The organism is Nitratidesulfovibrio sp. HK-II (assembly GCF_003402415.2).
Classification (GTDB): Bacteria; Desulfobacterota; Desulfovibrionia; order Desulfovibrionales; family Desulfovibrionaceae; genus Cupidesulfovibrio.
The window spans coordinates 2279406-2292184 of record NZ_AP036014.1; the positions used below are offsets into that span (position 1 = coordinate 2279406).

Genomic DNA, 12779 nt, shown 5'->3' on the forward strand with positions numbered 1-12779 from the left:
GGGGAGTGTGACCCACCGAGTATCACACCCTATAGACAACATACCGACATGGTAACATTATTTTTAAAAATCTCGACACCACGCAGCCGTCCGGGGCATAATAGCCTCCTACAAAAGTACTCACACCACGAATCAAGAGCATATTACATCCAGGTGAGAGTCCACCTCGCTGCGAGAGCGCCCGATATCGCCTCCCCCCCAACAAACACGAGTTCCCGTTTGCTTTACCGTGGCGAGAGACGTACACTCGGCAATGCCCAAGCCCCTGCTGAAACACAAAGGACGCCCGCATGCCCAGCCTTTCAACGATAGAAGGCAAACTGCGCGCCTACACGGCGGTCCTGCTGGCCCTACCGCTGCTTGCGTCATGTATTGCTTTCTACGCCATAATCCGACAAGCCAATATCAACGCAGCGTACCACGACATACACACTGCAACGAGCTATACGAAAGATTCCATAAACGTATGGCTTGGGCATCGTGCTGGCGACATTGAGCATGTCGCCTCCATCCCCTCCGCACTGCTGAAGGACCCCAAATTCACCAGCGATTTTTTTGAATCCTTCCTAAAATCGCATGCGGACTTCAAAAGCCTTCTGCTTTTCGACACGGCAGGAAATGTCAACACAAGTGCACGCGAACATGCACGAGGCAATGTTGCCGATCGTGAATATTTTGCACGGGCCCGCAACGGGCTTGCAACCATTACGTCACCTCTCAAAAGCAGGTTTTCCGGAGAATACATCATCATCGTTGCGCACCCCGTGCGAAATGAAGCGGGGGATTTCTCCGGAGTTCTGGCGGGCGCAATCAGTATCAACACCATTCTCCAGACGTTCTCCCTTTCTTACAGCAGCAATTCATGGAGGCCCTTCCTTCTGGATTCGCGCACCAGGCTTCCCCTTGCGGACATGGAAGCAGGCACCGCGAAGATCATCCCGCCAGCCGATGGCGAAACGGACACCCCGCAGATATACAAAAACACCGACAACGCGCGGGTCATCGGCGCCTGCATGCCGGTCAAGGACGGCGAATGGCTTGTGGTCATGGAAAGGCCCGTTGCCGAAATTCTTGGCGGCATGGAAAGAATGCTGCTGGTGCTTGCCGTTGCGTCACTTGGCACCATGGTTGCCCTGCTGCCCTACATCCGGCGGTTCTCCTCCGGCGTTCTGGGTCCGGTAAAGACCATCTCCGCCCTTTCGACAAGAATGCTTGAAGGACAGTACGACGCCGAATGCATCCTCATCGACACCAACAAGACCCCCGTGGAAATCGCCACCCTGTACGACAACTTCTGCAAGATGTCAGAAAGATTGATCCGTTACGTGGAAGAACTGGAAATCTACACGTCCACGGACCCGCTCACCGGCCTTGGCAACCGGCGCAGCCTGCAAAAGGAAGGTGCGCGCATCATTGAAATGTGTCGGCGCAGCGGGGCCGAGTGTTCCTGTCTTGTCCTTGATCTGGACCATTTCAAGCGCGTCAACGACACTTACGGACACCCCACGGGCGATGTGGCCTTGCAGACGGCCAGCGCCATCATCATGCGCAACATCCGCAAGGCGGACTTCGCCGCCCGCCTGGGCGGAGAGGAATTCACCGTCATCGCCTCGCACACCCCCACCGGGCAGGCCATGGTGCTTGCCGAGCGAATCCGGGCCGACGTGGAAAGAACGCCCATCACCCACGACGGGCACACGTTTACCATGACCATCAGCATCGGCGTTGCCCCTGTCAGCGCCAGTTGCGACAGCAGCACCACCCCGCTGGATGACGTGATAAGCAAGGCCGATTGCGCCCTGTACAAGGCCAAGAACAATGGCAGAAACCGCGTGGAGCAATGGCGCGCCGAAGACGCCACGATGAGTTGCAAGCACCACTTGTAACCCACGACGACAGGCGGATCAGTTCTCCCCTGAAGGATGCTCTACCCGACATTTCCCCGCCGAAAGACACCATGCCCCACGCCAGCGTGACGCTGTTTGTCATCTCGCGTCGCGAAGGCGGGACATTTTCGCAAGACCCTGCCCCGTTGCCGCCGCGTTCCATCATCCCTGATGCCAATGGATATGAAAACAGCGGGTTGCGCTAAAAAGCGCAACCCGCTTCACGATATGGGCATGCTTGCGAGTATCGTTCCTCCCCAGCCCCTCACGCCTCCCACAGCCGCGTGGCCCGTTGGGCCAGCGGCCCGCTGAGTCGCACGAAATTGCCCACCAGCAGCGCGGAAACCACCGTGCCCTCGCGCAGCCCCAGGATGGAGCCCGCGAAGATCAGGCTCAGGATGACCGCCGCCACCACGTGCCCGCAGTCGAACAGCGTCTTCACGTTGCCCACCATCAGCCGGGTCTTGTACGCGATGGCCACCACCAGCCCCTCGCCGGGCAGTATGCCCACCTGGCAGACGATCTCGAAGGCGATGCCCAGTCCCAGCAGCGCGCTGCCCACCAGCACGGCCGTCATTTGCAGCGGGTACCCATCCATGGGCAGCGATTTGGTCAGGGCCATGGCGATGTCGATGAACACGCTGAACACCATGACCACCGGCATCTGCACCAGGTATTTGCGCGAAAGCCCCTCGCGCATCACCAGCATTTGCAGGGCAACGAACACGATGTTCACCAGCAGGGTCAGCATGCCCAGCGACAGCCCGGAAAGCAGCGCCAGCACGTAGGGCACGCTGGTGATGGGCGTGGTGCCCAGCCGGGCATTGGTGACCAGGGCGATGCCGAGGGCGCACAGGAACAGGGAAAATCCGAAAAACAGGTACCTTTTCATAGCGTTCGGGCGATTCATTGGTATTTCCACCATTTCTTGTTGTAGCGGCGGCGCCCCCAGGGCGCGCCGCCGGGCGGCACACCGGCCAGGGCGTTGCGTCCAGCAGGGTCTCCGATGGATATCCTGCCACTGCCAAGGGGCGCATGCTGGCCAGGTCCGGGCAAAGAAAAAACGGCCGGGGGACGCGCGGACGCGCCCTCCTGGCCGGAAACAGGCACCAGCGGGTGTTGCCGGAGAGGCAACTTCCCACCTTTCGGGAGAAGTTGCAAACAAGGCAATGTCAAGCCAGGCGGCGGAGCGCCAGACGCAGGGCCGCACAGCAGCACCCCGCAGGATGTGCGGACAGGCGCAAGGCAGCGGGCACGCGGGCAATCCGCCCCAGCCCCTGACTACGGCTTCGGTTTCATCTCGATCTTTCTGGTCTGCCCGCCGGACACGGAAACCCGCTGCATCAGGCCCACGCCCTGGGGCTTTCCGTCGGCGGCTTGCCACGCGAACCCGGTGACGATGAAGAACTGCCCGTCGGCGATGTCCTTGAAGACGAACGCGCCGCTGTCGGTGCACACGGTCTGCGGATGGTCGGCGAGGTATTGCGGGTCGTCGTTAGTGATGACCGGCGGCGGGGCCGCGCCCTGCCCCAGGCGCAGGGTGCCCTTGTCGTCACTGCCGTAGAGGGCGAACATGCGCTCGCTGGAATAGGCCGTGACGGGCACCAGCGTCACCGGCTTGCCCGCGCAGGTCTTTACCTCGCCGCCGGGCAGCCTGGCCGTGGCCGTGCCCCGGACGGTGTTCCTGCCGGGGGCCAGCTTGCGGCGCGCTTCCTTGGAATCATACGGCGTGGACAGGGTGACGGTGCGGGGCCGCTGCGGTTCGGCCTGCGGCGCGGGGCGCGCCTCTTGCGTGCCCCCGTCGGGAATGCCGGTGATGGACCGCTTGGGGGCGCAGCCGCCCGCCAGCAGCGCGGCCAGCAAAAGGGCCACCAGTGGGGTCGCCACGGCCAGCGCATGGCGTGTATGCATCATCGTGCGTCTCCTTTTTTCCGGCGATAGCAGACCCGCGCCCCGTTAGGCAAACCGGGGCATGGCGCAAGGGGCGCATTGCCCCCACCCACGCTTACCGACGGCCGCTTCCGCCCTTTCCGCCGTTGCCGCTCCGGTCCGGCAGCCCGCCGCCAGACGCGGCCGCCTGCTGCATGCGCCGGGTGGTCAGCCGTGTGGGCGGCGCGGACAGGGGGTCTTCTGGCCAGGGATGCTTGGGGTAGCGGCCGCGCATTTCCGCCCGCACCGCAGGGTAGCCGGTGCGCCAGAACCCGGCGAGGTCGCGCGTGACCTGCAACGGCCGCCCGGCGGGCGACAGCAGGTGCACCACCACGGGCACGCGCCCGCCGCCCACGCGGGGCGTTTCGCGCGCGCCGAACATTTCCTGCAGCTTCACGGCCAGCACCGGGCCGCCCTCCGCCGCGTAGTCCACCAGCACCTGCGAGCCGGACGGGGCCTCGATGCGCTCTGGGGCCTCGGCATCCAGCCTGCGGGACAGTTCCCACGGCAGCATGGCCGCCAGCGCGCCCGCGAGGTCGATGCGCGAAAACTGCGCGCGCCGGGTAATGCCCGACAGATACGGGGCAAGCCAGTGTTCCAGCCCGGCCAGCAGGGCCGCGTCTGAAACGTCCGGCCATCCGCCTTCCGCCGCCTCGCCCCCTTCCGCTTCCAGCCCGCGCAGAAAGGCCACCCGCGCCCGCCACTGTTCCAGTTCAGGCGTCCAGGGCAGGCAATGCAGCCCGCTGGAGCGGACGCCGGCCACCACGGCCGCAGTCACGGCCTCGGTGTCCGCCGCGTCATGGGGGGCGTCATCCAGCACCAGCGCGCCCATGCGCCGCTGCCGCCGCGCGGCCACGGCCTCGGCCCGGTCATCCCAGACCACGAAGGCCCCTGTGACGATGGATGCGGCGAACGCCTCCGCGATGTGTTCGCGCGTCAGCGGCGCGCAACGGCGGATGCGCCCGCGCGCGGCCTCGCCGTCCATGTCGGCCACGGCCAGAAACGGTTCGCGGGCCAGCGGGTCTTCCGGCGGCAGGAAGGCGCCCCGCCCGCAGGCCAGGCGAAACTGCCCCTGCCCCCGCGCCTCGGCCACCCTGTCGGGATAGGCCAGGGCCAGCACCTCGCCAGCGGCTTCCGGGTCGGGCCGGGTGTCCGGCCCCGTGCTCGGCCCCGCGCCACGGCCGCTCTGGCGCGCCTTTCCGTCGGCATCGCCGGGCCAGGCAACGTCCGCCAGCCGGGCCACCTGCCGGGCGGCCTCGCGCAGCCGGGCCAGCATGGGGCCGTTGGCCGCGTTCCGGCCGTCGCCCGCCAACAACGCCACCCGCACCCGCAAATCCGTGCCCGCATCGCGAAACGGGTCGCGCTCTTCCAGCAGGGCCGCCACGCAGCAGGCCGTGGATCCAAGGCCCAGTTCTTGGGCGCGCACCACCATGTGCGCAAGGCGCGGGTGCAGCGGCAGCGCCGACACCCGCCGCCCGTGCGGCGTCATGCGACCGGCGGCGTCCAGCGCGCCCAGCAAGGCCAACAGTTCGCGCGCCTGCGCGAGGTTGGCCTGCGGCGGCGCATCCAGCCAGCGCAGGGCCGAAGCATCCGGCACGCCCCACAGGGCCAGTTCCAGCAGCAGCGGGGCAAGATCCGCGTCGAGAATTTCCGGCCGGGCAAAGGGGCGCAGCGCGGCCTCCTCTCCCTCGCGCCACAGCCGCCAGCACACCCCCGGCCCGGTGCGCCCGGCGCGCCCCGTGCGCTGGTCCGCCGCCGCGCGCGAAACACGCTCCGTGATCAGCCGCGACATGCCGGAACGCGGGTCGAAGCGCGGCACGCGGGCAAGGCCCGCGTCGATGACCACGCGCACGCCGTCGATGGTCAGGCTGGTCTCGGCGATGGCCGTGGCCAGCACCACCTTGCGCGTGCCCGGCGGCGCGGGGGCGATGGCCGCGTCCTGCACGTCGGGGGCGAGATCGCCGTACAGGGCGTGCACGGCCACCGGGCCGTGCGGCGTGGCGGCAAGGCCCTGCAATCGCTCCGCCGTGCGGCGGATTTCGCCCGCACCCGGCAGGAACACCAGCACGCTGCCCGCATCTTCGTGCAGGGCGCGGCGCACGGCGTCGGCCACAGCGTCTTCCAGCACGCCGGGCGGGGTGGTGTCGTAGGGCAGCCAGCCCCGCGCGGGCGGCAGATGGCGGGTTTCCACCGGGAAGGCGCGGCCCGCGCTTTCGATGACCGGGCAGTTGCCCAGCAGTTCGGCCACGGGGCCAGAATCCAGCGTGGCGGACATGACCACCAGTCGCAGGTCGGGCCGCAGCCCGTCCTGACAATCCAGACACAGGGCCAGACCGAGGTCCGCGTGCAGGCTGCGCTCGTGGAATTCGTCGAAAATCACGCACCCCGCGTCGGCCAGTTCCGGGTCGGTCTGGAGCATGCGCGTCAGCACGCCCTCGGTGACCACCTCCACGCGGGTGCGCGGCCCCACGCGGGTGTCCAGGCGCATGCGGTAGCCCACGGTTTCGCCCACCGCCTCGCCCAGAGTGGCCGCCATGCGCCGGGCCGCAGCGCGCGCGGCGAGACGGCGGGGCTCCAGCAGCACCACCTTGCGCCCGGCCAGCCACGGGGCCGCCAGCAGGGCCAGAGGCACGCGGGTGGTCTTGCCCGCGCCGGGCGGGGCCTGCAATACCACGCGCGTCTCGTTGGCCAGCACCTCCAGCAGGCACGGCAGTTCCGCATCGACAGGCAGCGATTGGCCGCCCGGCAGCGCAGTGCCGGATGCCAGCAAGTGGACGAGGGGATGGACGGGGAGATGCGCCGGAGCGCCGGGCGGATGGGATGCGGGCATGGTTCCGTGGGGTTTCGGGTGGCGGAAAGACACGGCTGGCGGCGCGCAGGCGCGCGGGCGACCGGTGCGGCGTCAGGCTATGGAAAAGCGCACGTGATGGCAACGCGCACGCCAACGCCAGACATCATGGCAGAGAACGCCGCGCAGCAGGGGCATCCACGCATCCAAACGCATCCAAACGCATACGGACACCTCCGGGCACATGCGAACACATACGGCCGAACCTGATGGCGCAAACACGGCATGGCCCGGCGTCACGCCACGACGCAACAACTGCCCCAGCGTGCACCAGCGTCATTTCGCAGCACAAGGGGCATCTGCAGCATGCAACACCATCAGCGTGCAATTTTTTACACATATAGTTTGAAAATCAAGCAAGAAAATTGAACCATACCATCATGCAAACAACCATATGATGGCCCTTCATGAGGGCCTTGTTTGTTGAATTCTTCCAGTTTTACCCCCCGCACATCCACAGTCTCGCACAATGTCGAGTTTTTCTGATTGACTTTTGCAGCCATGAGCGCAGAGAAGGCGCAAACAAACCCCTGCAGGAGGCTGCATACCATGAAGACCCTGACCAAAGCCCTTCTCGTCGCCCTGTGCGTGTCGTTTCTGGCCCTGCCCGCCGTCGGCCACACCGCCACGGTGAAGAAGCCCCAGACCATCGAAAACCAACAGGCGCAACAAAAGAAAAAAGCCACCAAGAAAGTGGCCGTAAAGAAAAAGAACACCCAGCAGGTGGCCGCCAAGAAGCAGATCAAGGTCGCCAAGGCGGACAAGACCGCAAAGGCCGCGAAAACCACCAAGACAGCGAAGAGCCAGAACCAGTAGCGCCGCACGGGGCCGGGCAGCGTGCCCGGCCTCTCCCTTTTCCTTCACCGCCGCACGCGCATGCCACCGAGCTTGCCGCCGCGTATGGTGGACGGCCAGTACTTGTCCTTTGTCGGCAAATGGCGCAAGGTATTTTTCTCTCTTCCACCATCGCGGGCCTTCACTGGCCGGAGGTGCGCCATGTCCAGCCGTCGCTTCGGCACCCTGAATGAATTCGCCGAATTCCTGAACCGCAAGTGCATGCCCATGCACGAGGTCATCCGCAGCATCGACGACTTCGACGCCCTGCGCGAGGCCGTGGACGCCCTGCGCTCGCGCATGCCCTCCATCGGGTTCTTCTCGCCCTCGCGGCGGGTGCAGTGCTTCTACGCCGTGTGCCGCCAGCTTGACGCCTTCATCGACAAGGGCCGCCTGACCATCGACGACGCCCTCATGGCGCTCAACATGCTGGGCTTCGAATCGGGCCGGTTCCGCAAGGCCGTGCGCATGTTCCGCCGCCGCTGGGCCCGCCGCCGCGAAGGTGACCGCGCCAGCCTGCCGCAGGTCACCCGCTTCTACATGGACGGCATAGGCACCTGCCTGTAGGCGCGTCGCCGCACCGCCCTCCTCTCCCTGTCGCTCCACAGCCTCGCGACCGCGCGTGCCCCTTCAATACTGTTGAAGCGCGCGCGGTTCTGTCGTAAGGCAACCCATCACACCACATGACCAGCCACCGCAGCCGCAGGAGACCAAACCGCATCACGCCCGCGCGCCGGGCCCCGTCGCACAAGGACCACGCATGGCCTCTCCGTACATATTGACCATCTCCTGCCCCGACCGCATCGGCATCGTGGCCACGGTCTCCACCTTTCTCGCCGTGCAGCGCTGCAACATCCTGGACAGCGCCCAGTTCGGCGACCGCGAAAGCAAGCGCTTCTTCCTGCGCATCCATTTCGAAATGCCCGACGACGGCCCCGGCCGCCCCGAACTGGAACGGCTGTTCGCCGGGGTCGCCGCCACCTTCGACATGCAGTGGCAACTGTTCGACGCGGGCAGCACCGCACGCATCCTGGTGCTGGTCTCGCGCTTCGGGCACTGCCTGAACGACATCATGTTCCGCTGCGAGACGGGCGCGCTGAACGCCACCATCCCGGCCATCGTCTCGAACCATCAGGACTTCCAGCGCATCGCCGAGATGCACGACATCCCCTTCCACTACCTGCCCATTTCCAAGGAAAACAAGGCAGAGCAGGAAGAGCGCATCGCCAAGATCATCGAGGAACAGTCCATCGACCTCGTGGTGCTGGCCCGGTACATGCAAATCCTTTCGCCGGAATTCTGCGCGCGGTTCAAGGGGCGGGTGATCAACATCCACCACTCCTTCCTGCCCAGCTTCAAGGGCGCGTCCCCCTACCACCAGGCCTTTGCGCGCGGCGTGAAGCTGATCGGCGCCACCGCCCACTACGTGACCGAGAACCTGGACGAAGGGCCGATCATCGAGCAGGAAGTGGCGCGGGTGGACCATTCGCACATGCCGAACGACCTCGTGGCCGTGGGCCGCGACGTGGAATGTCTGGCCCTTGCGCGGGCGGTGCGCTTTCACATCGAACACCGGGTGCTGCTGAACGGCAGCAAGACCGTGGTGTTCCGGTAGACGCGCCGTCTCCGGATACCGCCCCCCTGTGCGCAACGCGCCCGGAAGTCTTCTGCTTCCGGGCGCGTTTCCGTTCCGCCGCCTCATGCGGCGCACGCCGTGCCTCTACCCCGGCGCGCCTCAAAAGACGCACAACCGCTCGCCGCCTCGCAACGGCCCGTGTTTTGTCTTGAAGCCGCCAAGGGGCTGCGCTAGAGTCCCCACCGGACGCACGGCGCGCACTCTTCGTCGCCCTGCCGGGCCGCCCCTCCGACCGCCGGAGGCAGCCCGCGCCCGCGCCCCGCACGGCCCTGTGCCGCACGGGTTCACGCGGCGCGTCGCGTTTCCGAAGCAAGAAGCACCACCCCACTGGAGGACCGTTGATGGAAGCCCCGCAAAAGAATCTCGCCCTCGATCTCGTGCGCGTCACCGAAGCCGCCGCGCTGGCCTCCGCCCGCTGGCTGGGCAAGGGCAACAACGACGCGGGCGACGGCGCTGCCGTTGACGCCATGCGCCTGTCCTTCAATTCGCTGAACGTGGCTGGCCACGTGATCATCGGCGAAGGCGAGAAGGACCACGCCCCCATGCTGCACAACGGCGAGAAGGTGGGCACTGGTCGCGGCCCAGCCATCGACGTGGCCGTGGACCCGGTGGAAGGCACCAAACTGCTGGCCTATGGCCGCCCCAACGCCATTTCCGTGGTGGGCGTGGCCCCCGCGGGCACCATGTACAACCCCGGCCCCAGCTTCTACATGCAGAAGCTGGTGGTTGGCCCCGCCGCGCGCGACGTCATCGACATCGACGCCCCGGTGAAGGAAAATCTGCAGAAGATCGCAAAAGCGCTGGGCAAGGACGTGGACGACCTGGTGGTGTTCGTGCTGGACAAGCCGCGCCACGAAAAGCTCATCCAGCGCATCCGCGAATCGGGCGCGCGCATCCAGCTGCACACCGACGGCGACGTGGCCGGTGCGCTGATGGCCGTGGACCCGCGCTCTGAAGTGGACGTGATGATGGGCACCGGCGGCACCCCCGAGGGCGTGCTGGCGGCCTGCGCCATCAAGGGCGTGGGCGGCCAGATGCTGGCCCGCCTGGACCCGCAGTCGTACCCCGAAAAGGAAGCCCTGCACGACGCGGGCCTTGACCTGCGCGAAATCCACACCGTGGATACCCTGGTACGCAGCGACGAGGTGTTCTTTGCCGCCACGGGCATTTCGGGCGGCACCTTCCTGCGCGGGGTGCAGTACACCGGTGTGGGCGCCATCACCCATTCGGTGGTCATTCGCGGCAAGACCGGCACCATCCGCTACATCGAATCGTACCACAACTGGGACCGCCTGATGAAGATCAGCTCGGTGAAGTACGACTAGCCACGGGCAACACCGCATGACGCCCGCTTTCGGGCGATGCGCCCCCCCATGTTCCATCTGTTCCATCCGGCCGGTGCGGCAACGCACCGGCCGTTTCGTTCCCGCACCGACGTGATGAACGGCCGGACCTGCGGCCCGTCGGCACGCGCGGCGCACGCCGCAACCGCCATCATCGTCCGGTCCCCCGCCGGGCTTTCCTTTCGCCGCCCCCGCCTGTAGACAGGTTGGTGCATCCGGGGCGCGCCCGCACACCGCTGGCGCTCCCCCTACACCGCAACCCGAGGATATCCATGCCCGCCTCGCCTTCGTCCCGCCCCGTCTGCCTGCGTACCCGCGCCATCCTTGTGATGCCGGTCGCCTGTATCTGCCTTGCGCTGCTTCTGCTGGCCGCGCCGCAGGCCCGCGCGGCGGGCTTCTACGATCAGCCCCCCTTCGACAGCGCCGAGCTGACCCGCTTCATCGACGACTTTCCCCGCTTCCGCGACTGGACCAAACGCACCACCGACCTTGGGGATGCGCCCCACCCCGCCGTGGACGCGAACGGCCTGCCCGGCTTCGCGTACAGCCCCGCCGCCGCTGCGGAGGTGGAACGCATGGGTTGGAAGCCGGACCGGTTCTTCTGCATCATGGGCCGCGCTGCCGCGGCGCTGGCCGACATAGAGGAAGGCGACGCCCTGGCCGGACCCAACCGCCCCGCCGACATGCCCCAGGTGACCGGGGCCGAGACGGAATTGGTGCGCCGCCAGTTGAGTTCGCTGCTGCGCGCCGTGCTGGGCGAATAGCGGGGCGGCCTCGCACTGCTCCCCCCGGTCTCCCGAACCTGAACAAGGGGCACCCCTTTCCCCGTCAGGCTCCATCACGCCCCGAAGCGTGCCGTCGAAGCCCCCTCTCCAGGACAACGCACCGCGCCCCGCCGGAACACCATCCGACGGGGCGCGTCACGCATACGGCCCGGCTGCCCTGACAGGACAGACGCGCGTCCGCACCACATTCCCCGGCACAGGGACGCACAGGGGGGGCTACATGGTGATCACCGTGTAGCCCCGTTCAATCCATTCGCCCATGGCCGGGTGGCCACTCATGTCGCCGATAAGCTCCAGCCCGGTGGCCTGGACTTCTTCGGCAACGCGCTGGATGGAAGCGCAGGCCTTGCAGGCCCCGGCGAACAGCCCGGCATCGCGCGCCTTCTCGAACAGCGGGCGCATGGTGTGCCCGGAGCCCGCCACCACGGGCACAGTCTTGATGGCCTGGCCCTCCACCACCACGCGCACGTCCCAACCTCGCTCGTGCATGTCCAGCGCGTTCAGCATCACATGCACGAAGCAGGGCACCTCGCCCTGAATGGCATACAGCACGACCTTGTGCATGGCACTCCTCCCTTGCGTATCCCGCGGGCCGGTGGCGCATCGGCCACCAGCCCAACGGCCGAAAAGACAATCTCGAAACTGCTGCTACGTGTAGGACTGCATCAATGCCCGCAACCCGTCCCGGTCCACTGGCTGGCGGCCCAACGGCCCCTTTTGCAAAACCGGCAGGCTGCCGTCCAGTGAAGGCCTGTCGTTGCGGTAGATGACCCCGATGGGAATACGCTCGCCAAACTCCTGCGCCACCTGCATGGCGGCAGCCCAGTCGGTGGGGTCGTAATCCTCCGGCAGTTCCTGGCAGCGTTGCTTGTACCAGCCGAAGGTGTTGACCTTGTTGAACGACACGCACGGAGAGAACAGGTCCACCAGCGCGAAGCCCTTGTGCTGGATGGCCAGCTGGATCATCTTCACCAGGTGCGCGGTGTTGCCCGAGAACGAACGCGCCACGAACGAGCACTTCATGGCCACGGCCACGGAAATGGGGTTGAACGGCGCGTTGCGCACCCCATCGGGCTGGCTTTTGGTGACCTGCCCTTCCATGGTGGTGGGGCTGGCCTGGCCCTTGGTCAACCCGTATATCTGGTTGTCGTGCACCAGCAGGGTCATGTCCACGTTGCGGCGGATGGCCGCCAGAAAGTGGTTGCCGCCCTCGCCGTAGTTGCAGCCGTCGCCGCTCTGGGCGATGACGGTCAGCTCCGGGTTGCACAGCTTGATGGCCTGCGCCGGGGGCAGGCCGCGCCCATGCAGGCCGTTGAAGCCGTTAAGGTCGATGTAGTGCGGGGCCTTGGCCGCCTGCCCGATGCCGGAAACGTGCGCCACCTTGTTGGGGGCAAGGTCCAGCCCGGCCAGCGCCTGCCGCACTGCCTTCATCACGTCGTGGTTGCCGCAGCCGGGGCACCACGAGGTATGCTTGTATTCGCCGTAGACTTCGATATCCATGATCGCTCCTGGAAATTC

General features: G+C 66.4%; 11 protein-coding genes. 6 read left to right on the forward strand and 5 right to left on the reverse strand.

Translation table 11 applies throughout. The annotated features are described in order from the left end of the window. Positions 1-290: 290 nt before the first annotated feature. Complete coding sequence (locus RVX_RS09345; RefSeq protein WP_116305650.1) at positions 291-1886, forward strand: sensor domain-containing diguanylate cyclase; 1596 nt, start codon at positions 291-293, stop codon at positions 1884-1886. 265 nt (positions 1887-2151) lie between these two features. Here RVX_RS09345 and RVX_RS09350 read toward each other — a convergent pair whose 3' ends face one another. From RVX_RS09350 to hrpB, 3 genes are all read right to left on the reverse strand, one after another. Next, complete coding sequence (locus RVX_RS09350) at positions 2152-2778, reverse strand: YczE/YyaS/YitT family protein (protein WP_230404515.1); 627 nt, start codon at positions 2776-2778, stop codon at positions 2152-2154. A 389-nt stretch (positions 2779-3167) separates the two neighbouring features. Continuing rightward, entirely contained in the window at positions 3168-3800 is a 633-nt protein-coding gene (locus RVX_RS09355; RefSeq protein WP_116305652.1) for a hypothetical protein, read from the reverse strand. 91 nt (positions 3801-3891) lie between these two features. Next, positions 3892-6645: an ATP-dependent helicase HrpB gene (hrpB, locus tag RVX_RS09360; protein WP_116305653.1), complete on the reverse strand. Its 2754-nt coding sequence runs from the start codon at positions 6643-6645 to the stop codon at positions 3892-3894. Positions 6646-7212: 567 nt separating this feature from the next. On the opposite strand from hrpB, the gene RVX_RS09365 reads away from it, so the two are divergent. The 5 genes from RVX_RS09365 (at position 7213) to RVX_RS09385 (ending at position 11240) form a co-directional block, all read left to right on the forward strand. Then, on the forward strand, positions 7213-7479 hold the full coding sequence (locus RVX_RS09365) for a hypothetical protein (RefSeq protein ID WP_116305654.1): 267 nt from the start codon (positions 7213-7215) through the stop codon (positions 7477-7479). Positions 7480-7659: 180 nt separating this feature from the next. After that, on the forward strand, positions 7660-8064 hold the full coding sequence (locus tag RVX_RS09370; protein WP_116305655.1) for a hypothetical protein: 405 nt from the start codon (positions 7660-7662) through the stop codon (positions 8062-8064). A 193-nt stretch (positions 8065-8257) separates the two neighbouring features. Continuing rightward, positions 8258-9112: a formyltetrahydrofolate deformylase gene (gene purU, locus RVX_RS09375; protein ID WP_116305656.1), complete on the forward strand. Its 855-nt coding sequence runs from the start codon at positions 8258-8260 to the stop codon at positions 9110-9112. 362 nt (positions 9113-9474) lie between these two features. Next, positions 9475-10458, forward strand: a complete 984-nt coding sequence (gene glpX, locus RVX_RS09380; protein ID WP_012611343.1) for a class II fructose-bisphosphatase — start codon at positions 9475-9477, stop codon at positions 10456-10458. A gap of 290 nt (positions 10459-10748) precedes the next feature. Then, entirely contained in the window at positions 10749-11240 is a 492-nt protein-coding gene (locus RVX_RS09385) for a hypothetical protein (protein ID WP_116305658.1), read from the forward strand. A 237-nt stretch (positions 11241-11477) separates the two neighbouring features. Here the strand turns inward: RVX_RS09385 and RVX_RS09390 are convergent, their stop codons facing one another. Together RVX_RS09390 and RVX_RS09395 are read right to left on the reverse strand one after the other, a co-directional pair. Beyond that, entirely contained in the window at positions 11478-11825 is a 348-nt protein-coding gene (locus RVX_RS09390) for a cytoplasmic protein (RefSeq protein ID WP_116305659.1), read from the reverse strand. Positions 11826-11909: 84 nt separating this feature from the next. Further along, on the reverse strand, positions 11910-12761 hold the full coding sequence (locus RVX_RS09395; RefSeq protein ID WP_116305660.1) for a 2-oxoacid:ferredoxin oxidoreductase subunit beta: 852 nt from the start codon (positions 12759-12761) through the stop codon (positions 11910-11912). Positions 12762-12779: the final 18 nt, after the last annotated feature.